Below are 22,013 nucleotides of genomic sequence, written 5' to 3' on the forward strand. Positions count from 1 at the left end.
TTACAGATCGAAATGGGCGATCACGGGAACATGGTCCGACGGCCGCTCCCAGCCGCGGGCCTCCTTCAGGATATCGACGCCGGTCAGATGCGGCGAAAGATCGGCCGAGGACCAGATGTGATCGAGGCGACGGCCGCGGTCGGCAGCCTCCCAGTCCTTGGCCCGGTAGCTCCACCAGGTGTAGAGCTTTTCTGATGCAGGCACATGCTGACGCAGAAGATCGACCCAGGCTCCGCCCTGCAGGACAGCCGTCAGGGCCTCCGTCTCTACGGGCGTGTGGCTGATCACCTTCAGCATCTGCTTGTGCGACCAGACATCATGCTCGAGCGGCGCGATATTGAGATCGCCGACGAGGATCGAGGAGACGCCCGCCTCGCTTTCGGCATGCAGTTGCTTCATCTCCTCGACGAAATCGAGCTTGTGCCCGAATTTTGCGTTGATCGTCCGATCCGGCTCGTCGCCGCCCGCGGGCACATAGAAATTGTGCAGGCGGATCGTCTTGCCACCTTTTTCGAACACGACCGAGAGATGCCTGGAATCGCCGACGCCGCAGTAGTCGCGCCGATCGGTCAGTTCGTGGAGAGGCAGGCGGGAAATCGTCGCGACGCCGTGATAGCCCTTCTGTCCGTGGATCGCGATATTCGCATATCCAAGCGCTTGCAGCGGGGCCAACGGAAAGAGATCGTTCGTAACCTTCGTCTCCTGAAGACAAAGAATGTCAGGAGACCAAGTGGTCAGAAAATGCTCGACCAATGGCATGCGCAGCCGCACCGAGTTGATGTTCCAGGTCGCGATCGACAATGCCATGTGGGTACCTTTTAAAAGACAACGGCAGGCAAAGGAACTTTCCCTTCACCGGCAACGTGATCAAGAGCATTTCGTGGATCTGGTACTGTCGCGACGCCTGCATCGACGCAAAGTGGGGAGTGCCCTGCAAGGCCTGTCCGTATTGCCGATCAAACTGGTGCCAGATTATCTCGACTTGTTGCGCACATCGTCATAGGGGATCTGGAAGACCTTGTCGTCCATGGGCACACCGTTCTTCACATTGAAGATCATCACCGACGTATCCTTCTTCTGCGCATCGGTGATCGTCCACTGGCGCAGATCATACGTCTTCGGGTCGAACATCAGCGTGATCGTCGCGTCGCCGAAAATGCTTCTGTCGCCGAGCACGATGGTGATCAGGTCGGCTTCCTCCTTGACGCTGCGAACCATCTTGCCGGAGAGGTCGATATCGTCTGAAAGCAGGATCTTCAGCGGTGTCTTCGACAGGGGATAGATGTCCCAGGTCTTGAGCTTCTGGTTGCCGATGACAACCGACTTGCCGTCGGCAATGACACGCATCGGCGACGGCGCTTCATAGTTGAAACGGATCTTGCCGGGACGGCTGATGTAGAACTTGCCGGCCGTCTGTTCGCCGCGCGGTCCGAACTGCACGAACTCTCCGCTCATCGTCTTCACAGACGCGAAATGATCGGCGATCTTCTGGGCGACGACAGTCTTCGCCTGCGCCAGGGCGGGTTCGGCAGGCAGGCCGATTACGGCCAGTGCCGTCAGCACTGCGAAGCCACCAACGAGAGACCGGCGCGACAGGCAGGATGAACTTTTCTCTCTGCCGTATCCGAATTCACTGTCTGTCATGGCGATCTCCTTCATTTCAACGTCATTTGGAGCGCAAGTGCGGCGCCTTCAAGGCGTCGCACGAACGGATTTTCCTCGATTTCCTGTGAAATCGCCCGGCTTCGGGGTTCGGGTTCCACAACCTGTCACCCGGCGTTTCAGTCTTCGGTGGGAACCAGGATTTCGCGCTTGCCGGCATGGTTGGCCGCGCCAATGATACCTTCCTGCTCCATGCGCTCGATCAGTGATGCCGCACGGTTGTAACCAATGCCGAGACGGCGCTGGATGTAGGATGTCGAAGCCTTGCCGTCGCGCAGCACGATGGCCACGGCCTGATCGTAGGGATCGTCCGATTCCGACAGGTTCGACGTGCCGGCCGGACCACCCTCTTCGCCATCCTCGTCATCATCCTCGGTGATAGCGTCGAGATATTGCGGCGCGCCCTGCGTCTTCAGATATTTGACGACGTCCTCGACTTCCGTATCCGACACGAAGGGTCCATGGACGCGCTGGATGCGGCCGCCGCCGGCCATGTAGAGCATGTCGCCCATCCCCAGCAGCTGTTCGGCGCCCTGCTCACCCAGAATGGTGCGGCTGTCGATCTTCGACGTGACCTGAAAGGAAATCCGGGTCGGGAAGTTCGCCTTGATCGTGCCGGTGATGACATCGACCGAGGGACGCTGCGTCGCCATGATGACATGGATGCCGGCGGCGCGGGCCATCTGGGCGAGGCGCTGGACGGCGCCCTCGATGTCCTTGCCGGCCACCATCATCAGGTCGGCCATTTCGTCGATGATGACGACGATATAGGGCATGGGCTGAAGATCGAACTCTTCCGTCTCGTAGACGGCCTCGCCGGTCTGCCGGTCGAAACCGGTCTGCACCGTGCGGCTGATCTGCTCGCCCTTGGCCAGCGCCTGCTCGACGCGGCTGTTGAACCCGTCGATGTTGCGCACGCCGATCTTCGACATCTTTTTGTAACGCTCTTCCATCTCGCGCACGGTCCATTTCAGCGCGACGACGGCCTTCTTCGGATCGGTGACGACAGGGGAAAGCAGATGCGGAATGCCGTCATAGACCGAAAGCTCGAGCATCTTCGGGTCGATCATGATCAGGCGGCACTGATCCGGCGTCAGGCGATAGAGCAGCGACAGAATGAAGGTGTTGATGGCAACGGATTTGCCCGAGCCGGTGGTGCCGGCAACGAGCAGATGCGGCATCTTGGCAATGTCCGCAATAACCGGCTCGCCGCCGATATTCTTGCCAAGCGCCATGGCGAGCCTTGCCTTGCTCTGTTCGAAGTCTCTGGAGCCGATGAGTTCGCGCAGATAGACGGTTTCGCGGCGCTGGTTTGGCAATTCGATGCCGATCGCATTGCGTCCGGGCACCACGGCGACACGGGCGGCGATCGCCGACATGGATCGGGCGATATCGTCGGCAAGGCCGATGACCCGCGAAGACTTGATGCCGGGGGCGGGCTCCAGTTCGTAGAGCGTCACGACGGGGCCCGGACGCACATGGATGATCTCGCCCTTCACGCCGAAGTCTTCCAGAACCCCTTCCAGCATACGGGCGTTCTGTTCCAGCGCATCGGCTGACAAGGTTGCATCGCGCACAACATTTTTCGGCTCGGCAAGAAAGTGAAGCGGCGGGAGGACGAACCCGCCATCCTCTGAGACCAGCGAGCCCTGTGCTTCCCGCTCGATGCGCTGGCCAGTCTTCGGCCGCGTCGCAGGCGGCACGATGCGGGTGCTCACCTGCGCCGGCAGTTGTTTGCGCGGAGGCGGTACGGGCGCCCAGTCAGCGGCCGGATCGATGTCCTCGTCGTCGTCCGCAAGATCGACGGGCTCGCCGCTCAACAGATCGTCATCGTCGATCGACAGCGACGGCGCCTGCAGCGCACGGCGTTCGCTTTTGTCGAGGGATGGCTCTACGCGTTCCGTTCGTCCGGTCTTGGCGCGCACCGGCTCGTTCAGCGTTCCGAATTCATCGGTATTGAAATCATAGGGCGCGTCGTAATGACGCGGGACAGCCTTGCGGTGGCCGCTGAGCCCGAACAACCGGCGGAACCGCGCCTGGGCCGTGAAACGCACATGCGTCAGCGCACCGGCTATCACCGTTGCAAACCCGGCAGGCGCATCATCGTCCAATTCGTCGCGGACGGTGCGGGCCTTGCTGGGCGCGGGTGCCTGCTCGGCAACCTCATCCTCCGGATCGGCAACGCCGATCAGGCCGGCACTGAAGATGAGGAAATAGGCCGATGGCAGGGCAATCAGGCCGCCCAGCACCAGGCCAAAGGTGCCCGAGGGAAAAGCACCTGTGAACAGGGCCGGAAATCGCAGAATCATATCTCCGAACACCCCGCCAAGACCGCTCGGCAACGGCCATGTCACGGGAGCCGGCAGACATCCGAGCGCTGCTGATGCGAGGACCGAACCGCCAAACCAGGCGACGCCGCGCTTGAGAAACTTATCGAAAGGCTTGGCGAAAATCAGCGCAAGCGCCCATGCGACGACCGGAAGCAGCGCAACGAGGCTGGCAATCCCGAAAAATTGCATGAAGATGTCGGCAAAAGCCGCACCTGTATAGCCCAGCACATTGGTTGGCTCACTGGCCGTCGCGAACGAGAAACTGGGGTCCGCCACATTCCAGGTGGACAGCGCCGCGACGGCAAGGGCCACAACCGCGAACAATGCAAAACCGGCCAGCGCCGCAAGCTGTCTCCAGACAAACGTAGAAAGCACGAACCGGTTGGAGCGGTTATCGAAGACCGCCTGATTGCTTCTGCTCATGATGACCTGCTGCCCGTTCGTCTTGAAAAGCGCGATGCGCACATGCTTTCACCCTAGCCGGAGGAGGGTTAAAGCGATGTTAACCTTGACGGTTCGTTTACGGATTGTGCTCGTCAAATTCCGCGTTGCTTCGTCTCGGCCTCCCCTGCTCCAACGAAAAAAGGCCCGGATCGAGATCCGGGCCAGATGCGGTTCGCACAAGACGGACCGCCGGGAGGCGGGAATGGGCCGGCGGAACCGGCCCGGCCTTGTCAGGAATGGTAGGCAGCTTCGCCGTGCGAGGAAAGGTCGAGACCTTCACGCTCGGCTTCGACCGGCACGCGCAGGCCAACGATGACATCGACGATCTTGTAAAGGATCGCCGAACCGATGCCCGACCACAGGACCGTGACGATAACGCCCTTAAGCTGTGCCCAGACCTGCGTCGCGGTGCCGGCGTAGCCAGCGGCAAAATCGGCTGTCGAGTAATCGACGATGCCTGCACCGCCGAGTGCCGGGTTGACAAACACACCGGTGAGCAGCGCACCGACAATGCCGCCGATGCCGTGAACGCCGAAGACGTCTGCCGTGTCGTCATAGCCGAACTTGTTCTTCACCGTCGAAACGAAGAAGTAGCACAGCGGAGAGACGATGAGACCCATGACGATCGCGCCCATCGGGCCGACGAAGCCGGCTGCAGGCGTGATGACGACGAGGCCGGCAACGGCACCCGAAGCAGCACCAAGCATCGATGCCTTGCCGCGGGTAAAGGTTTCAACCAGTGCCCAGGCGATGATGGCGGCAGCCGTGGCAACAAGCGTGTTGATCATGGCGAGAACCGCATAGGCGTTTGCTTCGAGGTTGGAGCCGGCGTTGAAGCCGAACCAGCCGACCCAGAGAAGCGAGGCGCCGATCATGGTCATCGTCATGGAGTGCGGAGCCATCATGTCCTTGCCGAAGCCGGTACGCTTGCCGACCATGATCGCGCCCACCAGACCGGCGATGCCGGCATTGATGTGAACGACGGTGCCGCCGGCAAAGTCGATCGCGCCGAAGCCGAAGATGAGGCCGGTCGGGCCGTCATAGGCGCTCGGGCCGCCCCAGAACCAGACCATGTGAGCGATCGGGAAGTAGACGAAGGTCAGCCACAGGATCGTGAAGAGGATCACGGCCGAGAACTTGATGCGTTCGGCAAAGGCGCCGATGATCAGGCCGGGGGTGATCGCCGCAAAGGTCATCTGGAAAATGACGAACACCAGTTCGGGAATGGCGACGCCCTTGGAGAAGCTTTCGGCCATGGTCGTCACGTCGACGCCCGACAGGAAGACCTTGGAGAAGCCGCCAACGAAGCTGTTCATCGAACCGCCATCGGTGAAGGCCATCGAGTAGCCATAGGTAACCCAGACGATCATGCCGACGGCTGCGATCATCATGACCTGCATGAGGACGGACAACATGTTTTTGGTGCGCACGAGGCCACCGTAAAACAGCGCAAGACCGGGGACGGTCATCAGGAGAACCAGGATGGTGGAAACCATCATCCAGGTGGTGTCGCCCTTGTCGACGGTCATGGCCGGAGCGGCGGCGGCAACGGCTTCAGCGGCGGCGGGTGCCGCTTCCTGCGCAAACGCGACAGCCGGGGCGAGGAGTGCTGCGGCTGCAGCGCTCACGCGTCCGAGAGAGTTGGAAAGTTTGAATGAGGACATCTGAAAAATAGCTCCCTGAACGGCCGTGACTTACAGCGCTTCTGAATCGGTTTCGCCGGTACGAATGCGCACCGCATGGTCAATCGAGTAGACGAAGATCTTGCCGTCGCCGATTTGGCCTGTCTTGGCCGCAGATGCGATCGCCTCGACGGCCTTGTCGACGATTTCGGAGGCAACGGCGATTTCGATTTTCAGCTTCGGCAGGAAGCTGACGGCATATTCGGTGCCGCGATAGATTTCCGTATGCCCCTTCTGGCGCCCATAACCCTTGACCTCGGTTACAGTCAGCCCCTGAATGCCGACGGCAGTGAGGGCTTCACGGACCTCATCGAGCTTGAACGGCTTGATAATGGCCATCACAATTTTCATCTGGTTTCCCATCCTTGTTCATGTTCGGCGCGGCGCCGTCTCTCCTTGCCGCGGAGCGCAATCCCCCAACGACTGGACTTACCTATTCAAGGCGCGTGCCAGATTCGGCAGCGGACGCCAAGATCATGAAAAGACACGGAAAAGACACATTTTTCCCGGCCCCGGCTAGAAAACCTCCGGAAATCACTGGGATGAAGGATGAAATAATAGGCAAAAATAAAAAAATGGCGTTTATTTACGCAGTTGCCTTTTTACGGATCAGGCCTTCTTGAGCCACGGAAGCAATCAACACGCCAGACCGATCGAACAGACTGCCCCGCGTCATACCCCGTGCGCCAAAAGCGCTCGGACTGTCCTGCGTATAGAGAAGCCAGTCGTCCATCCGGCACGGCCGGTGGAACCACATGGCGTGATCAAGGCTGGCCACCTGGAGATCCCGATCGAAAACCGAGGTGCCATGAGCGTAAAGAGCGGTGTCCAGCAGTGTCATATCGGACAGATAGGCGAGCACCGCCGCCTGAATATGACGTTCGTTCGGGACGGCACCGACGGCCTTGACCCAGACGTTTTGCACGGGCTCCAGCCTGTCGCGCGAAAAATAATGCTTGAGGGATACGGGCCTGATCTCGATCGGGCGCGGGCGCTCCCAGTAGCGGCGGATAGCTTCGGGCGCGTTTGCCAGGAACTTCTCCTTGATATCCCGCTCCCCGAGTAGGCTTTCCGGTGGCGCGATGTCGGGCATCGCGACCTGATGATTGAAGCCCTCCTCGTCGAACTGGAAGGACGCGGACATCGAAAAGATCGCCTTGCCATGCTGGATGGCGACAACCCGGCGCGTGGCGAAGCTCGATCCGTCCCTTATACGATCGACATCGTAGATGATCGGAACGGCCGGATCGCCCGGACGCATGAAATAGGCATGCAGGGAATGCACATAACGGCCTTCGCTGACGGTGCGCTGGGCTGCCACCAGTGCCTGCCCGATGACCTGCCCGCCGAAAACCCGCTGCCAGCCGACCTGCGGCGAACGGCCGCGGAACAGATTTTCCTCCAGCCTCTCCAGATCCAATGTTTGCAGCAGAGTGTCCATCGGGCTTTGCATGTCTGTGGGGCGCGACATTTCGGCTATCTCCGGAGGTAGATCAGCGCCGGTGGTAGGAAGGGGCGCAGCAATGCTCTATATAGTGTCGCAGAAATGCTCAAGTCTGACAGGAGAACGGGATGATCGATGTGCTGATCGCGGGCGGTGGCTATGTCGGGCTGTCCCTGGCCGTGGCCGTCAAGACGGCAGCGCCCCATCTTGACGTCACCTTGATCGACAGCGCCCCCGAAGCCGCCTGGAAAAAGGACGAGCGCGCCTCGGCGATCATCGCGGCCGCCTCGCAGATGCTGGGTTCGCTGGGCGTCTGGGAGCGCATCGAGCCGCAGGCCGAACCGATCCGGCGCATGGTCGTCACCGATTCGAAAGTCGCCGATCCCGTGCGCCCCGTCTTCCTGACCTTTGAGGACGACGCTGTCGAAGGCCGGCCCTTTGCCCATATGGTGCCCAATGTCGCCCTTGTGGGCGCACTGCGGCAGGCTGCGGAGACACTGGGCATACCTGTTCGCCAGGCTGTTTCAGCCGCCGGTTTCGAGACCGGAGATCATGCAGTCTCCCTCACACTGTCAGACGGCGTCGTACTTGAAACACGTCTTCTGGTCGCTTGCGACGGAGTGCGCTCGAAATTGCGCCAGGCGGCAGGCATCAAGACGGTGGAGTTTGACTATGGTCAGTCCGGCATCGTCACGACGGTGGAGCACGAGCGGCCGCATAACGGAACGGCAGAGGAACATTTCCTCCCCGCAGGCCCCTTTGCCACCCTGCCCTTGAAAAACAATCGCTCGTCGCTGGTCTGGACGGAGCGGACGCGGGATGCAGCGCAGCTGGTCGCCGGCGACGATATGGTGTTCGAGGCGGAACTGGAACGGCGCTTTGGCCACAAGCTCGGAACGTTGAAAGTCGTTGGCGGACGGCGTGCCTTCCCGCTCGGCCTGACTCTGGCGCGCGAATTCGTTAAACCGCGTTTCGCCCTTGCCGGCGACGCTGCGCATGGCATTCACCCGATCTCCGGCCAGGGGCTCAATCTCGGCTTCAAGGACGTAGCGGCGCTTGCCGAAACGATCGTCGATGCTGATCGGCTTGGCCTCGACATCGGCTCGCTGGCCATCCTGGAGCGCTACCAGAACTGGAGGCGCTTCGATACCTTTCGCATGGGCGTGACGACTGACGTGCTGAACCGGTTGTTTTCCAATGACATCACGCCGGTCAGGGCGCTGAGGGATGTCGGTCTGGGCATCGTCGATCGCCTGTCATCGGTGAAATCCTTCTTCATTCACCAGGCGTCGGGACTGGGCGGGCAGGCCGAACCGAAATTGCTGAGTGGACAGCCTATCTGACGTCACATCCACCGCAAGTTCTCAATCCGGTAGACGATCAGATCCCACAGCCAGCCTGGGGCCTCGTCAACGATGGCCGTAAAGCCCTCCCAAAGGCCGGGATAGGAGAAAAGGGCCGCAAGGCCGGTCGGCACTGTCCAGGTACAGGCAATCCGCAGATTTTTTATGCTGAAGAACTCGTAGAACCCGTCTTCGTCATATTCGGTTCCGGCAACCATATCCCAAAAACCGTAATTGCTGCTGAGCATGTCATCGATGATATGTTCACGCCAGAACAGGCCGCCCCCGGAATGGAAACGGTCCGGCATGAAATTGAATGAGGACCGGAAAATGTGGCAGATCGCGCTCAGCAGAACCAGCACGAGCACGGCGACGACAAGGTACCAGGCGATCATGGCGCTCCCCGCGAATGGCTTAAGCCTCGGCGGAAACGTGTATACCCTATTGATTGAGAGTGCGTAAAACCCTCCAAAAAAGGCGCAAAATCACGCTCAATCTTCGATTTTGCGTGCTTCGGAGATCAACATGATCGGAATGCCGTCGCGGATCGGATACGCAAGACGGGCCTTCTCGGAAATCAGTTCGTTGTCGGTGGCGTGGTAGCTGAGGCGACCCTTGGTCAGCGGACATACCAGCAATTCGAGGAGTTTCGGATCGACGCGGCTGGTTCTGTCTTCCATCATTCCCGCCTATTGCAGCATGGTTTCAATATCGCCGAAATTTCGTGCAAGCACGATCTCTGTAATGGCGATCAGCGTTTCGGCGCGGGTCTTGAGGTCCGGAGCCTCGAGCAGCGCCTGCTTCTCCGCGGGACCGTAGGGCGACATCATCGCCATGGAATTGACGAGTGTGGAATTGCTCGCCCGTTCGACGCTTTCCCAGTCTGCTTCCAGCTTGTTGGCTTCGAGATAGGCCTTGAAAGCGGCGAGAAGCGCCCGGCGATCGACCTGTGCCTCATCGTCCGGCTCCATGAGATCGGTGGCGAAAGGCGCAATGTGAAAATTGCGGTAGCCCTTGGTGGCAGGCAGTTCGTTAAACAACCGGAAACGGCAGATCCCGGTCAAAGAAGCCAGATAGCGGCCGTCCTCCATTTCCGCAAAGGATGTAATCCGGCCAACGCACCCGACTTGGCAGAGCGCCTGGACATGCGCCTGCCCGGCTTCTTCGCGCGCCTCCCCGAAAAACGGCTGAATCATTCCGATCAGACGGTTTCCCGCCAGCGCGTCGTCGAACATGGCGAGATAGCGCGGCTCGAAGATATTGAGCGGCAGCTGCGAACCAGGAAGCAGGAGCACGCCCGTCAACGGAAATACCGGGAGCGTTTCCGGCAAATCCTGCGGCTTGAGATAACGTGCATTTCCAACTTGCATGTGCGAATACACCCCGTCGCTGCCGGCCGCTTTCTTATGATTTACAGTTTTGCGGCCTATCGAGAAGAGATGGTGCTCAGTCTGAAAATCTCAAGAGAGCGCAGTCGACTGGCGCTATGAGAACAGGATCGACGACAATTTGCGGCGCGCCGATAGCGTTGCCGGATCCATAGGCCCCCAAACCTCGAAGAACTGCAAGAGCTCGCGCCGCGCGCCGTCATCCTCGAAGGCCCGGTCGCGTTTCATCACAGTCAAAAGATGATCCGCCGCTGCTTGCCTGTCGCCTTCGACATTGCGGATCTTGGCAAGCTTGATACGGGCTGCATGATCGTCGGGATTGGCTGCAAGCGCCCGTTCGAGCGCCTCCGGATCGCCAAGCTTGCGGGCTTCCTCGATCTGGTCGATTTTCTTCAGCGCCGCCACGATACCGGCATCTTTCGCCAAAGCCTCGTGCAAGCCAGTCAGAACCTCACGCGCTTGCTCGATATCCCCCATGGAGATCAGGCAATTGGCAAGGCCTGCAAGCGCGGCTGCATTCTCGGGCTCGGCCTGCAGAACGGCGCTAAAAAGGCCGGCCGCATTCTCCAGATCTCCTTGATCGACCAAAGTCTTGGCTTCGGCGAGCGCCGCTTCGATCTCGGCTGCCTGATCATCCACGGCGGGGCCGGCGATCTTGTCGATAAACTGACGAATCTGGCTTTCCGGCACCGCGCCCATGAAACCATCGACCGGGCGGCCATTCGAGAAAGCAATCACGGCCGGGATCGACTGGATACCGAGCTGGCCTGCAATCGAAGGGTGATCGTCGATATTCATTTTGACGAGTTTGACACGCCCCTTGGCCTCGGTGACGACCTTCTCGATGACCGGGGTCAACTGCTTGCAAGGACCGCACCAGGGCGCCCAGAAATCAACCAGAACCGGCTGATGGCGCGACGCCTCTAGCACGTCTTTGGTAAAATTCGCCGTCGTGGTTTCCTTGATCAGGTCGCCGGCAGGAACTGGCGCAGCGACCGGCGTGCTGCCGTAGCTTGCTGCCCCGGACATCTGGTTGCCGTAGGATACTGCGTAAGGGTTGTCACCGGCGCTCATCATCTCTCCTTGCGGACGATATTGGTCTGTCTGACTGTTTCCCGCCAAAGATCGTATGTCAGGCCGTCACTTTCAAGACAAGCGGTTCGTGTCCGGTCGCTTCGATAAAGCGCATCAGGTCTTTCGAGGCGATCGACGTCGTCGCATCGTTCGACAGCGGATGACAGTTGACGATCTCGTCCTTCATCAGGTCTTCATCGATGATGATCCTCACATTTCCACCCATATCGTTGATGACCCCGAAAGCCGTGACCGCGCCGGGGATGACGCCCAGATATTCCATCAGCTTCTCCGGCTTGCCAAAGGACACCTTGCTGGCCGCGCCGATGATCGTGTGCACGGTCTTCAGGTCCACGGTCGCATGCTCCTCGACGGTCAGAAGGAAATAATTGTCCTTCTTGTCTTTCACGAAGAGGTTCTTGGTATGCCCGCCGGGAATTTCGTCTCGCAGAGCGACCGATTCGGCGACCGTGAAGACGGGTTCATGGCGCTTGGTCGTGTGGGGTATGCCAAGGCTGTCGAGAAACTGGAACAGGTCCTCCTGTGTTTTCGGCGGCAGGCCGGCTGCTGGCATGTCGGTCATGGCGATTCCTTCCTTCTCATCTCCTTTTCCCTTACGGCGAAGGGCAGACAAGCGCAATATTCGTCATGCCACGCCCGGCAAAACGCCTTGTTTTCAGTGGCTTGCGCCTTGCTCTCCAAAATTTCTTCCATCCTGCGTCATTTCCCTGTTGCATTTGGGAAATGGCTGGGCCATATAGCGCCCGTCGCCACAACACAGCGAACTTCGGCCACCGACTACCCCAGGCCGTCGACAATGAGCGGGTGTAGCTCAGGGGTAGAGCACAACCTTGCCAAGGTTGGGGTCGGGCGTTCGAATCGCCTCACCCGCTCCATTTTCTTCAAAGATTTCATGCCACGCGTGCGAAGGGCTGGGTAGCCATGCTTGCTACACGATCAATATCGTAAACAGCCGCCTCTTGCGTCGAGCATCCTTCCATAGACCGGCTTCGCTGGGTCTATGGAAGGATCGTTCTTTGCCATAACCTCAGTTGCGGCTGAAGACATAGTCCGTTTCCTGCCGCAGGGTCTCTCCCGGGCGCAGCACGGCCTGCGGAAAATTCGCATGGTTGACCGCATCCGGCCAGATCTGCGTTTCCAGGCAGAAGCCGGCGAAAGGGCCATAGCGGCGGCCGTCGAGGCCTGGAACACCCACATTCACCTTGAAGCCGGTATAGAACTGGACCCCGGGCTCCGTCGTGCGAACTTCCAGCGATACCCCGGAATTCACACTGCGGACCAGCGCCACCGATTGTTTCGGACCACGTGCATCCGCAAGGCAGAAATTATGGTCATAGCCGATCCTGTCCCCTTCCATCTGACGGCGAAGCGGCGTCATGGCGCGCAGATCGAAGACCGTACCGTCAACCGGGCGGATCTCACCTGTGGGAACCTGCCGTTCATCCGTCGGCAGATAGTGGCTGGCGGCAATCATGGCGTCGTGGCCCAGCGCATCGGCCGTGCCATCGAGGTTGAAATAGCTGTGCTGGCAGACATTGCAGATGGTGGCGCGGTCAGCAGTGCTTTCGTAAGCGACAGCAAGGACGCCGCCCTCAAAAAGCGTGTAGGTACAGGTTATGGTGCAATTGCCAGGATAGCCGGCGCGGCCATCGGGATCGACGATCTGAAGCACGACCCGGTCTTGCGCCTGTTCGACGACGCTCCATAAACGCTTGGCAATGCCATCGCTACCGCCGTGCAGATGAGTGACGCCCTTTTCATTGAGTTCCAGTTGAAAGGTTTCACCGTCGATTGCGAAGCGTCCGCCGCCGATGCGATTCGCATTGCGGCCGGGCGTCGCGCCGAAATAAGGGGAGTGGGCGAGATAGTCGGCCAGATTTTCGAAACCGAGGACGAGGGGAGCCTTGTGACCATCAAGGCGCAGATCCTGGATCACCGAGCCCCATGTGAGAATATGAGCCGTCAGCCCGCCGCCTTGTAAGACAAGACGGTGCACCGGTTCGCCGGATGGCAGGTGGCCAAAGATCTCATTTTCTATCTGCACGGCGTTTTCCTCCACTGCCCTGTTGCGGGCGGCAAACTGCTTCATTTCCGGCAGGGCGGCAACTGTAAAGTCATTGAGACCGCACCGGCGTTTTCACGACGGCCGACGGTTCGGTCACTGCCTGTCTTTTCCGATATCGGCAAGATCGAAGGACGTCGTCTGATAGATATCGTTGATCCAGTTTCCGAACAGCAGATGCGCGTGGCTGCGCCAGCGATTTTGCGGCGTCAGCGTGGGATCGTTGTGCGGGAAATGATTATGCGGCATCTTGATCGGCACGCCCGCATCGACATCGCGGAAATATTCGTCTGAAAGCGACGTCGAATCATATTCCACATGGTTGAAGACATAGAGGCGGTTGCCGGCTTTTTCATGCACGAAGCAAATACCCATCTCGTCGGATTCCATCAGAATTTCGAGCCCCGGCACCGCCTCGATATCGGCGCGCCGCACCTCGGTCCAGCGTGACACCGGAATCTGGAAATCGTCTGAAAAGCCGCTGAGATAGGGCGAGGCCGGATTGAGGTTGTGGTGACGGTAGACGCCAAAAGCTTTTTCCTTCAGCGTGTATTTCGGCACCTTGTGGAAATGATAGATCGCGGCCATCGCGCCCCAGCAAATGTTCAGCGTCGAATGGACATTGGTGTGCGTCCAATCGAGAATCTGCTGCATCTCGCTCCAGTAGGTCACGTCTTCGTAATCCATCGTTTCCACAGGGGCGCCGGTGATGATCAGGCCATCGAACTTGCGGTGCCGCACTTCTTCCCATGTGTCGTAGAAGGCGAGCAGATGCTCCTCCGGCGTGTTCTTCGCCTTGTGTCCTCCGATACGGATCAGCGACAGCTCGACCTGCAGCGGCGAAGCGCCGACGAGGCGCGCCATCTGGATCTCGGTCTTGATCTTGTTCGGCATGAGATTGAGCAGTCCGATCTGCAATGGCCTGATATCCTGACGGATGGCCACCGTTTCGGTCATCACCCGCACCCCTTCCTTGACGAGGGTTTCATAGGCGGGCAGCGTATCGGGGATCTTGATGGGCATGGGCAACACTCGGATCTGGCGGACCAGCCGGCATGAAAAAACCGGCAACGACGACAATCGCTACCGGCCCGCTGCTTGCGCATGCACGGCCCTTTAGCGACTTATTTAACGTGGCTGCAAGCCGGCCGGCCAAATCACCACGACTGCGGATATAACGCCGCAGACGACGGAAATCAATGGCGGCGTGCCCGGCTCCGCCCAACGCCCGCCCTGACCTCGCAGGCGCGTTTCAGGCAAGGGAACGCGGCGTCACGAACCGTTCGAGATAACCACTGCCGGCGGCAAGGTCATTCCATCCTTCAATATCGAAGTCGATGACGGCAAGGCCTGCTGTCGGGAACTTCTCCTTGATAAGGTATATCGCGCCGGCTTCGCCGCCTCCGGCCAGCATGGCCGCAGCATCCTCCATGCCCGGATTGTGGCCGACGACCAGCAAGGTCCGGCAGGAAGCTTCCACGGAACGGATCGCATCGACAATCGTCTCTGCTGGAACCTCGTAAAGTTTTGTTTCCGTTCGCTCGGCCATATCCGCCGGCAGTTCATCCCGCACCAGGTCCCAGGTCTGCTGCGCTCGCGTCGCTGGAGAGACGAGCACGAGGTCTGGAATAAGTGTCTCGTGTTCCATATAGGCGCCAATGACGGGCGCCGCCCTGCGGCCACGCTCCGAGAGAGGCCGCGCCTCGTCAGCGACGCCTTCCGGCCACGCGGATTTGCCGTGACGCAGAAGGATAAGACGATGTTTCGATTTTCTGGATTCTTTGGTCATTCGCTTCCTCCACCCTCCCCCTCAAGGGGAGGGTGGACGTCTCACTTCCACTCGCGGATATCGACGAAATGCCCCGACACCGCGGCGGCAGCAGCCATGGCAGGCGACACCAGATGGGTGCGGCCCTTGAAACCCTGACGGCCTTCGAAGTTGCGGTTGGACGTGGAGGCGCAGCGCTCGCCCGGCTTCAGGCGGTCGTCGTTCATGGCAAGGCACATGGAGCAGCCCGGCTCGCGCCAGTCGAAGCCGGCCGCCTTGAAGATGACGTCGAGACCTTCGGCTTCCGCCTGTTCCTTGACGAGGCCAGAGCCCGGAACGATCATCGCGGACACCGTGGATGCGACCGTGCGGCCCTCGACCACCTTGGCGACTTCGCGCAGATCCTCGATGCGGCCATTGGTGCAGGAGCCGATGAAGACGCGATCGATAGCGATGTCGGTGATCTTCGTGCCCGGCTTCAGCCCCATGTAATCGAGCGCCCGCCACTTCGACGTGCGCTTGTTCTCGTCCTGGATCTCGTCCGGGTTGGGTACGGTGCCCTGAACCGAGATGACATCTTCAGGCGAGGAGCCCCAGGAGACGATGGGCGGCAGATCGGCGGCGTTCAGCACGACGACACGGTCGTAATGGGCGCCTTCGTCGGTCTGCAGCGTCTTCCAGTAAGCGATCGCCTGTTCCAGCGCCTCGCCGGTCGGCGCCCGCGGCTTGCCCTTGATGTATTCGAAGGTCTTTTCGTCCGGTGCGATCAGGCCGGCGCGGGCACCGCCTTCGATCGTCATGTTGCAGACGGTCATGCGGCCTTCCATCGACAAGGCGCGGATGGCCTCGCCGGCAAACTCGATGACATGGCCGGTGCCGCCGGCCGTGCCGATCTCGCCGATGATGGCGAGAATGATGTCCTTGGCCGTGACATGCTCCGGCAGAACGCCATCGACACGCACCAGCATGTTCTTGGCCTTCTTCTGGATCAGCGTCTGGGTGGCGAGCACATGCTCGACCTCGGACGTGCCGATGCCATGCGCCAGTGCACCGAAGGCCCCATGCGTCGAGGTGTGGCTGTCGCCGCAGACGATGGTCATCCCCGGCAGCGTGAAGCCCTGTTCCGGCCCGACGATATGGACGATGCCTTGGCGGATATCGCTGGCCGAATAATATTCGACGCCGAAATCGGCCGCGTTCTGGGCGAGCGCCTCGACCTGAATGCGGCTTTCCTCGTTCTTGATGCCGAGATGGCGATCCGGCGAGGTCGGCACGTTGTGATCAACAACGGCCAGCGTTTTTTGCGGAGCGCGCACCTGACGGTTGGTCAGGCGCAGGCCTTCGAACGCCTGTGGGCTCGTCACTTCGTGAACGAGATGGCGATCGATGTAGAGAAGACAGGTTCCGTCGTCCTGTTGATCGACCAGATGGTCGTCCCAGATTTTATCATAGAGAGTCCGCGGTGCGCTCATGGCTGTGCATCCATTTGAAGTACCAATGTGAAGAAAAATATCCGGCAAATTCGCCGCAACTGGTCAGGAGCAAGTCCCGACAGTCAGATAAGTCGGCTGCTCAGCGCGCCTGAAACGCGCGCGAAAAACCGTGCCGGCAGACGCTTGTGATCCTGCAGCACGACGATTTTCTGCTCGTGACATCCGAATTTGGATTCCATAGTGGCGGATATAGCAGTTTTGTGACCAACCGGCAATATCGGCCAGAGAGACAGACGCGCGTCCCAGCCTGCTCGAAATGCCCTGCCGATGTGGCTTGCCTGCCGTGTGCCCTCGAAAAGCGCAACGGGCTTGCGGAATGAACGCGGCGTTGATCAGAGCGCATCACGCTTGGTGCGCAAATTGGCAACGACGCGCCGGTTCTGTACCTTGCACGAGCGATCGGCGCAGTCACGGACTTCCCGGTCCTTGCCATAGCCCTTGGCCCACATGCGCTGGGGATCGACGCCCCTTGTAACCAGATAGGCCATGACCGCACCGGCGCGCTTCTGTGACAGCGCCACCATCTGGGCATCGGACCCGGAATCGTCAGCAAACCCCTGCAGCTTGAGAAGCCAGCCCGGATTGTTGTTCAGCCATGCGGCCTGATTGTCCAACGTTACCAGGGCGACCGAATCGAGTTTGGCGGAGTCCTCCGAGAAATAGATCCGCCGGCCGACATTGAGGATGAACTCCTCTTCGCTGCCGGTCTTCACAGTCTCGAAGCCGGGTGCCGGATCGTTGGTCTGACCGGTCATCGGCACGGCGGCAGGCTCTTCCACGGAGGCAATGTCAGTGGTGCTGCAGGCAGCGAGCGCGAGCAGCATGGCTGCGGCACCAAGACGAGCAACGTATCCGGTCATAGCAGACATCAATGGAAATTCCTCATTCGACCGATGTCGCTTCGCTGACCTCGGCGGATGGAGCCTGGTCGGCGATATGCGGTAGAACCTGTACAGCGGTCCCGATCGGGCAGCGCTGGTAAAGATCGATGGCGTCTTCGTTGAACATGCGGATACAGCCGCTGGAAGCGTCCTTGCCGATGCTCCCCGGCTCCAGAGTGCCGTGGAACCGATAGCCGGTATCGACGCCGTCTCGCAGCAGGTACATCGCGCGCGGCCCAAGCGGGTTCTTCGGCGAGCCTCCGTCCACATATTCGGGCAGTTCCGGATGGCGCTTGCGCATTTCCGGCGGTGGCGTCCAGCGCGGCCAGAGCGATTTGCGATCGATCGTGGCGCGACCGAACCATTTGAAGCCCTCGCGGCCAACGCCGACGCCATAGCGGATGGCCGTCTTGTTCTCCATGATCAAATAGAGAAAATGGTTCCTGGTATCGACGACGACCGTACCGATCGGCTCGCTGCTGAAATATTTGACGACTTGGCGACGCCAGCGCTTGTCGATCCTGGCGAAGTTGGTCGCCTTGAACGTAACGCCATTGTCGACGGCCGTGCCGTCAAAGTAAGACGGCGTCGCAGAAAATGCCGGTGCCTGAACCATGCCCGCGCCAAGCAAAGCCAAACCCCCACGCAAAATATCCCTGCGAGTCCCCACCATCGGCAATATCCCCTGAGCCAGAAAGCAAATATGAGTAAATCAGAATTTTCGTTCGCCACAACAGAAAACTTCGCGCTCCAATCAACTCATGCCCTCTCCCCCCGCCGCAGCCTTTGCTCCAGCCGCCTTAGCGCCAGCGACAGGCCAACCGTCAGGATCAGGTAGATATAGGCGACGATCGAATAGGTCTCGAAGAACCGGAACGAGCCCGACGCATAGATCTTGCCCATTTGCGTGATATCGGCGACACCGAGCACCGAGACCAGCGACGAGTCCTTCACCATCGCCACGAAATCATTGCCAAGCGGCGGCAGGATGACGCGGATCGCCTGCGGGAAGACCACAAGCCGGAACCGCTGGATGCGCGACAGGCCGAGCGCCTTGGCGGCCTCTATCTGCCCTTTGTCAACCGACAGGATGCCGGCCCGAAAGACCTCTGCGATAAAGGCGGAATAACCGATGGAAAGCGCGATGACCGCCCGCCACATCAAGGACAGGTCGCGCACCAGAACCGGCTCCATCGAACCGGCTGAAATGAGTGGTGACAAGACGAAATTGATCAGCGCCACCAGCGCCGGCGCGCCGACGAAGGCGATGTAGAAAAGAAGCACGAGGATCGGGATGCCGCGGATGACTTCGGTATAAAACCGCGCGATCTGCCGGAGCGCCGTGCGCTCCGACAAGGCCATCAGTGCAATGCCGAGACCGAGCGCCGTGGCGAAGAAAAAGCCGAGCAGCGTGACGAGGACGGTAATGCCGATACCGGCGGAGACGATCGTGAAGACCTGGGCATATATCCCGCTGGTCGCGATGACCACGGCCAATGCGACAGCGATCGCGGCAAGGGCGACCAGCCACCAGGGATAGTCGCCTTTTTGAGATGTGTCGTGGCCGGGCGTCATCGCGCGGCGATCATTCGCCCATCTTGTAATCGACGAACCAGGTCTGGTTCAGCCTGTCGAGCGTGCCGTCCGCCTTCAGGGCAGCAATGGCAGCATTGACCGGGGCGACGAGATCGGAGCCCTTCTTGAAGATGAAACCGAAATCCTCGGTGCCGAGCGGTCCACCGATCACCTTCAGCGCGCCGGCGGAGGAATCGACATAGCCCTTGGCCGCGACGCTGTCCGTCAGGACGGTATCGACGTCGCCTGCCTTCAGCGCCTGTACCGTCGCGCCGAACGTTTCGAACAGCTTCACCCGCGGGTTCTGCTCGTTGCCATCGAGGATTTCATAAACAGCCGTGTAGAAGGGCGAAGTCCCCGGCTGCGCGCCGACAAGCCCATCCGCGAAAGCCCCGAACGTCTTGGCATCGGCAAAGCGATTCTCGTCGCCACGGACCAGCATGAACTGCTGCGAGCGCAGATAGGGATCGGAGAAGTCGACCTTGGCCTTGCGTTCGTCCTTGATGGTGATGCCGGTCATGCCGATATCGTACTGGCCGTCCGACACCGCCTGGATCATCGCGTCCCAGGAGGTGTTCTGGATTTCCAACTTGAAATTGAGCCGCTTGGCGATTTCCGTCATCGCGTCATATTCCCAGCCGATCGCCTTGCCGCTCTTAGGATCGACGAACTGCAGCGGTGGATAGGCATTCTCGGTCACGACCACCACGGTGCGTCCGGCCAGATCAGGCAAATCGGCTGCCGCAACGCTCAGCGGCGCAAGAACAAGGGCGGTCAGTCCGGCGAGAACGGTGCGGCGGGAAAACATGGGCGGCTCCTGAATGTGGCCTAAGGAACCTGTCACAGAAATCGACGGTGTGGCAAGGGTGATGCAAGCGCCTGACAGACGAATTCGGAAACGAGAAACTACCTTGCGGCAGGTACGGCAAAATTCGACTGGAGGCCGCAGTCACGAAGCGATGGCTCTGCTTCCTGGAACTACTCCTGGCAAACGGCGCCGCCCTTAACTGTAAGACAATGCCCGACGTCATCGCGATTGGACTGGTCGGATAGTCCTCGCTGCAACTTTGTCATGCTTCGTCGCTCCCACAGAAAAAGACAAGGCGATTCGCGGATATCCCGGGCCTAGCTCGAACTGATCTTCCCCCGTTTCGACCATTCCGGGAAAATGCCGCCAGGTCAGGATTTCATGCTCGTTGAGGAAATCGATCCGCATGCCGGCCCTGATCACGGCGTTGACCACATCGCTTACCGAATGGAACCATTCATACATGCGCTGATGCGTCAAAGGCCTCTCGTCACCGGTATAGGTATGCGTCTCCTCGAAGAGAAGCGGCCGCTCGGCCGGAGTGCGCCAGCCATGCTTGATCGCGAGCTTTCCCTGCGTACCTTTGCACTGGAACATTTGCGGATGGCCGTCTAGCAGATAGAGCCGCCCGCCGGGCTTCAGCAGGCTTGCGACGACTTCGGCCCAGCGACGCATGTCCGGCAGCCAGTGAATGGCGCCCCATGTGACAAAGACGAGGTCAAAGGTGCGATAATGAAGAGCAGCCGCGGCATCATAGACCGAAGCCTCGACGAAAGCCGCATCTGTCCCGGCCTGCGCGGCGAAATTTCGGGCGGCGGCAATGGCTGTGGGGGAAAAATCGACGCCCGTCACGCTGGCGGCGCCCTGATGCTTGAGGCTCAAGGTGTCGAGCCCGATATGGCACTGGAGGTGCACGATGTCCCTGCCGCGGATATCGCCGATTTCACCCGTCTCCAGTGCATGCAGGCTGGACCCGCCCGAAAGCACCCTGGGGATCTGGTAGCGCCCCGTCCCGTCCGTCGCATGCAAGGCCGCCCTGTCATCCCAGTTCAGCCGGTTGGTCTCGATGAAATCGCTCATGTCCCGCTCCCCACCGAAATCATCCCCGAAAAGGTGGCCAAAGAAAAAGGCGATCCCGAAAGACCGCCTTTTTCAACAATCCCTAGGGATCAATGCTTATTCTGCTGCAGGCTCTTCGGCAGCCTTGGCAGCGGCTGCTTCTTCAGCGGCCTTGGCGGCGGCTGCCTCTGCTGCAGCAGCTTCGGCTGCTGCCTTTTCGGCGGCCAGCGCCTGTGCTGCTGCGATCTTTTCAGCTTCCAGACGTGCCTTTTCCTCGACAACGGCCTGACGCTCGGCATCGTTCAGCTTGCGGGCACGGGTGCCCGTATCTTCAACGATACGCGCCGACTTGCCGCGACGATCGCGCAGGTAATAGAGCTTGGCACGACGGACCTTGCCGCGGCGAACGATTTCGACGCTTTCGACGAGCGGCGAATAGACCGGGAAGACGCGCTCGACGCCTTCGCCGTAGGAAATCTTGCGAACCGTGAAGCTCTCGTTGATGCCGCCGCCGGAGCGGGCGATGCAGACGCCTTCATAGGCCTGGATACGGGTACGGGTGCCTTCCGTGACGCGGACGTTGACGCGGAGCGTGTCGCCGGCGGAAAATTCCGGAAGCGTGCGCTTGGCTGCGATCTTGGCGGCCTGTTCGGCTTCCAGCTGCTGGATGATGTTCATCGTGTCTAACCTTCTAAGTTCTTCTGAAACAGCCAGAGCGCTCAACCAATCCCTTTGGGACCAACCTCCTGAAGGAGGTGCCGCCGGGTTTTGCCTCTCTGGAGAAGCAGGAGCGAATTCACCATTCTTTGTTTTGCAGGCGACGGGATTTTTCCCGAACCGGTCGGGCGAATACACCAAAGTCCGGCATTTGTCATCCCCCGCAAGAGAAATTTTCTCAAAGACGGGTTGGCGAATGACCGCTTGCCGCGACTTGCCGCCATCTCGTCTTGCGGTTATGTGCAGTTCTACCGTCGGAGGA

Annotated in this window: 22 protein-coding genes, 1 tRNA gene and 1 riboswitch; of the genes, 2 read left to right on the top strand and 21 right to left on the bottom strand. The window is 60.0% G+C overall.

Annotated elements, in window-relative coordinates; translation table 11 throughout:
- The 6 genes from PY308_RS18980 to tesB form a co-directional block, all read right to left on the bottom strand.
- Window positions 1–807, bottom strand: coding sequence for an exodeoxyribonuclease III (locus PY308_RS18980; RefSeq protein ID WP_275785671.1), 807 nt, complete (start codon window positions 805–807; stop codon window positions 1–3).
- 165 nt (window positions 808–972) lie between these two features.
- Window positions 973–1,644, bottom strand: a complete 672-nt coding sequence (locus tag PY308_RS18985) for an outer membrane lipoprotein carrier protein LolA (protein WP_275785674.1) — start codon at window positions 1,642–1,644, stop codon at window positions 973–975.
- A 137-nt stretch (window positions 1,645–1,781) separates the two neighbouring features.
- Entirely contained in the window at window positions 1,782–4,415 is a 2,634-nt protein-coding gene (locus tag PY308_RS18990) for an FtsK/SpoIIIE family DNA translocase (protein WP_275785676.1), read from the bottom strand.
- Window positions 4,416–4,666: 251 nt separating this feature from the next.
- Complete coding sequence (locus tag PY308_RS18995; protein WP_275785679.1) at window positions 4,667–6,100, bottom strand: ammonium transporter; 1,434 nt, start codon at window positions 6,098–6,100, stop codon at window positions 4,667–4,669.
- A 30-nt stretch (window positions 6,101–6,130) separates the two neighbouring features.
- Complete coding sequence (locus PY308_RS19000) at window positions 6,131–6,481, bottom strand: P-II family nitrogen regulator (protein ID WP_037128337.1); 351 nt, start codon at window positions 6,479–6,481, stop codon at window positions 6,131–6,133.
- 223 nt (window positions 6,482–6,704) lie between these two features.
- Complete coding sequence (gene tesB, locus PY308_RS19005; protein ID WP_275785683.1) at window positions 6,705–7,589, bottom strand: acyl-CoA thioesterase II; 885 nt, start codon at window positions 7,587–7,589, stop codon at window positions 6,705–6,707.
- A gap of 101 nt (window positions 7,590–7,690) precedes the next feature.
- Here tesB and PY308_RS19010 point away from each other — a divergent pair, with 101 nt between their 5' ends.
- Entirely contained in the window at window positions 7,691–8,905 is a 1,215-nt protein-coding gene (locus PY308_RS19010) for a ubiquinone biosynthesis hydroxylase (protein ID WP_275785685.1), read from the top strand.
- 2 nt (window positions 8,906–8,907) lie between these two features.
- On the opposite strand, the gene PY308_RS19015 is transcribed toward PY308_RS19010, so the two are convergent.
- The 5 genes from PY308_RS19015 to PY308_RS19035 all read right to left on the bottom strand — a co-directional run bounded on the left by PY308_RS19015 (window position 8,908) and on the right by PY308_RS19035 (window position 11,950).
- A complete protein-coding gene (locus PY308_RS19015) occupies window positions 8,908–9,300 on the bottom strand; it encodes a hypothetical protein (RefSeq protein WP_275785688.1) in 393 nt (130 codons plus the stop codon).
- 96 nt (window positions 9,301–9,396) lie between these two features.
- A complete protein-coding gene (locus PY308_RS19020; RefSeq protein ID WP_275785690.1) occupies window positions 9,397–9,585 on the bottom strand; it encodes a Trm112 family protein in 189 nt (62 codons plus the stop codon).
- A 9-nt stretch (window positions 9,586–9,594) separates the two neighbouring features.
- The gene (locus PY308_RS19025) at window positions 9,595–10,275 is read right to left on the bottom strand and encodes an LON peptidase substrate-binding domain-containing protein (RefSeq protein ID WP_275785694.1); all 681 of its coding nucleotides are present in this window, start codon (window positions 10,273–10,275) and stop codon (window positions 9,595–9,597) included.
- 114 nt (window positions 10,276–10,389) lie between these two features.
- Window positions 10,390–11,367, bottom strand: a complete 978-nt coding sequence (gene trxA / locus PY308_RS19030; RefSeq protein ID WP_275785696.1) for a thioredoxin — start codon at window positions 11,365–11,367, stop codon at window positions 10,390–10,392.
- A gap of 58 nt (window positions 11,368–11,425) precedes the next feature.
- Window positions 11,426–11,950, bottom strand: a complete 525-nt coding sequence (locus PY308_RS19035; protein WP_275785698.1) for a prolyl-tRNA synthetase associated domain-containing protein — start codon at window positions 11,948–11,950, stop codon at window positions 11,426–11,428.
- Window positions 11,951–12,188: 238 nt separating this feature from the next.
- Between PY308_RS19035 and PY308_RS19040 the strand changes: the two genes are divergently transcribed.
- Window positions 12,189–12,263: transfer RNA gene (locus PY308_RS19040), tRNA-Gly, on the top strand.
- A gap of 152 nt (window positions 12,264–12,415) precedes the next feature.
- Here the strand turns inward: PY308_RS19040 and PY308_RS19045 are convergent.
- The 10 genes from PY308_RS19045 to rplS form a co-directional block, all read right to left on the bottom strand.
- Window positions 12,416–13,477, bottom strand: coding sequence for an aldose epimerase family protein (locus PY308_RS19045; protein WP_434064172.1), 1,062 nt, complete (start codon window positions 13,475–13,477; stop codon window positions 12,416–12,418).
- Window positions 13,478–13,546: 69 nt separating this feature from the next.
- Window positions 13,547–14,473 (bottom strand): homoserine O-acetyltransferase MetA, encoded by a 927-nt coding sequence (metA, locus tag PY308_RS19050; RefSeq protein ID WP_275785702.1) that lies wholly within the window; start codon window positions 14,471–14,473, stop codon window positions 13,547–13,549.
- Window positions 14,474–14,546: 73 nt separating this feature from the next.
- Window positions 14,547–14,624: riboswitch (SAM riboswitch) on the bottom strand.
- A 78-nt stretch (window positions 14,625–14,702) separates the two neighbouring features.
- Entirely contained in the window at window positions 14,703–15,239 is a 537-nt protein-coding gene (locus tag PY308_RS19055) for a SixA phosphatase family protein (protein WP_275785704.1), read from the bottom strand.
- A 41-nt stretch (window positions 15,240–15,280) separates the two neighbouring features.
- Window positions 15,281–16,690: a 3-isopropylmalate dehydratase large subunit gene (leuC, locus tag PY308_RS19060; protein ID WP_275785706.1), complete on the bottom strand. Its 1,410-nt coding sequence runs from the start codon at window positions 16,688–16,690 to the stop codon at window positions 15,281–15,283.
- 353 nt (window positions 16,691–17,043) lie between these two features.
- Complete coding sequence (locus PY308_RS19065; protein ID WP_275785708.1) at window positions 17,044–17,580, bottom strand: OmpA family protein; 537 nt, start codon at window positions 17,578–17,580, stop codon at window positions 17,044–17,046.
- 13 nt (window positions 17,581–17,593) lie between these two features.
- On the bottom strand, window positions 17,594–18,265 hold the full coding sequence (locus PY308_RS19070) for a L,D-transpeptidase (RefSeq protein ID WP_275785711.1): 672 nt from the start codon (window positions 18,263–18,265) through the stop codon (window positions 17,594–17,596).
- Between the two features lie 86 nt (window positions 18,266–18,351).
- On the bottom strand, window positions 18,352–19,167 hold the full coding sequence (locus PY308_RS19075) for an amino acid ABC transporter permease (RefSeq protein ID WP_275785714.1): 816 nt from the start codon (window positions 19,165–19,167) through the stop codon (window positions 18,352–18,354).
- A gap of 10 nt (window positions 19,168–19,177) precedes the next feature.
- Window positions 19,178–19,975 (bottom strand): transporter substrate-binding domain-containing protein, encoded by a 798-nt coding sequence (locus PY308_RS19080; RefSeq protein WP_275785717.1) that lies wholly within the window; start codon window positions 19,973–19,975, stop codon window positions 19,178–19,180.
- Window positions 19,976–20,194: 219 nt separating this feature from the next.
- Window positions 20,195–21,055, bottom strand: coding sequence for a class I SAM-dependent methyltransferase (locus PY308_RS19085; protein ID WP_275785721.1), 861 nt, complete (start codon window positions 21,053–21,055; stop codon window positions 20,195–20,197).
- A gap of 96 nt (window positions 21,056–21,151) precedes the next feature.
- Complete coding sequence (gene rplS, locus PY308_RS19090) at window positions 21,152–21,712, bottom strand: 50S ribosomal protein L19 (RefSeq protein ID WP_275785724.1); 561 nt, start codon at window positions 21,710–21,712, stop codon at window positions 21,152–21,154.
- Between the last annotated feature and the right edge of the window lie 301 nt (window positions 21,713–22,013).

This window comes from Pararhizobium gei (assembly GCF_029223885.1).
GTDB classification, from domain to species: Bacteria; Pseudomonadota; Alphaproteobacteria; order Rhizobiales; family Rhizobiaceae; genus Pararhizobium; species Pararhizobium gei.

What these genes read in the sequence shown, in the direction of transcription:
- PY308_RS19075 (WP_275785714.1), bottom strand. Translation starts at nt 19,167, where the DNA reads ATGACGCCCGGCCACGACACATCTCAAAAAGGCGACTATCCCTGGTGG.
- PY308_RS19010 (WP_275785685.1), top strand. Translation starts at nt 7,691, where the DNA reads ATGATCGATGTGCTGATCGCGGGCGGTGGCTATGTCGGGCTGTCCCTG.
- PY308_RS19025 (WP_275785694.1), bottom strand. Translation starts at nt 10,275, where the DNA reads ATGCAAGTTGGAAATGCACGTTATCTCAAGCCGCAGGATTTGCCGGAA.
- tesB (WP_275785683.1), bottom strand. Translation starts at nt 7,589, where the DNA reads ATGTCGCGCCCCACAGACATGCAAAGCCCGATGGACACTCTGCTGCAA.
- PY308_RS19035 (WP_275785698.1), bottom strand. Translation starts at nt 11,950, where the DNA reads ATGACCGACATGCCAGCAGCCGGCCTGCCGCCGAAAACACAGGAGGAC.
- PY308_RS18990 (WP_275785676.1), bottom strand. Translation starts at nt 4,415, where the DNA reads ATGAGCAGAAGCAATCAGGCGGTCTTCGATAACCGCTCCAACCGGTTC.
- leuC (WP_275785706.1), bottom strand. Translation starts at nt 16,690, where the DNA reads ATGAGCGCACCGCGGACTCTCTATGATAAAATCTGGGACGACCATCTG.
- PY308_RS19020 (WP_275785690.1), bottom strand. Translation starts at nt 9,585, where the DNA reads ATGGAAGACAGAACCAGCCGCGTCGATCCGAAACTCCTCGAATTGCTG.
- rplS (WP_275785724.1), bottom strand. Translation starts at nt 21,712, where the DNA reads ATGAACATCATCCAGCAGCTGGAAGCCGAACAGGCCGCCAAGATCGCA.
- metA (WP_275785702.1), bottom strand. Translation starts at nt 14,473, where the DNA reads ATGCCCATCAAGATCCCCGATACGCTGCCCGCCTATGAAACCCTCGTC.
- PY308_RS18995 (WP_275785679.1), bottom strand. Translation starts at nt 6,100, where the DNA reads ATGTCCTCATTCAAACTTTCCAACTCTCTCGGACGCGTGAGCGCTGCA.
- PY308_RS19000 (WP_037128337.1), bottom strand. Translation starts at nt 6,481, where the DNA reads ATGGGAAACCAGATGAAAATTGTGATGGCCATTATCAAGCCGTTCAAG.
- PY308_RS19055 (WP_275785704.1), bottom strand. Translation starts at nt 15,239, where the DNA reads ATGACCAAAGAATCCAGAAAATCGAAACATCGTCTTATCCTTCTGCGT.
- trxA (WP_275785696.1), bottom strand. Translation starts at nt 11,367, where the DNA reads ATGAGCGCCGGTGACAACCCTTACGCAGTATCCTACGGCAACCAGATG.
- PY308_RS19085 (WP_275785721.1), bottom strand. Translation starts at nt 21,055, where the DNA reads ATGAGCGATTTCATCGAGACCAACCGGCTGAACTGGGATGACAGGGCG.
- PY308_RS19080 (WP_275785717.1), bottom strand. Translation starts at nt 19,975, where the DNA reads ATGTTTTCCCGCCGCACCGTTCTCGCCGGACTGACCGCCCTTGTTCTT.
- PY308_RS18980 (WP_275785671.1), bottom strand. Translation starts at nt 807, where the DNA reads ATGGCATTGTCGATCGCGACCTGGAACATCAACTCGGTGCGGCTGCGC.
- PY308_RS19015 (WP_275785688.1), bottom strand. Translation starts at nt 9,300, where the DNA reads ATGATCGCCTGGTACCTTGTCGTCGCCGTGCTCGTGCTGGTTCTGCTG.
- PY308_RS19070 (WP_275785711.1), bottom strand. Translation starts at nt 18,265, where the DNA reads ATGGTGGGGACTCGCAGGGATATTTTGCGTGGGGGTTTGGCTTTGCTT.
- PY308_RS18985 (WP_275785674.1), bottom strand. Translation starts at nt 1,644, where the DNA reads ATGACAGACAGTGAATTCGGATACGGCAGAGAGAAAAGTTCATCCTGC.
- PY308_RS19045 (WP_434064172.1), bottom strand. Translation starts at nt 13,477, where the DNA reads ATGAAGCAGTTTGCCGCCCGCAACAGGGCAGTGGAGGAAAACGCCGTG.
- PY308_RS19065 (WP_275785708.1), bottom strand. Translation starts at nt 17,580, where the DNA reads ATGTCTGCTATGACCGGATACGTTGCTCGTCTTGGTGCCGCAGCCATG.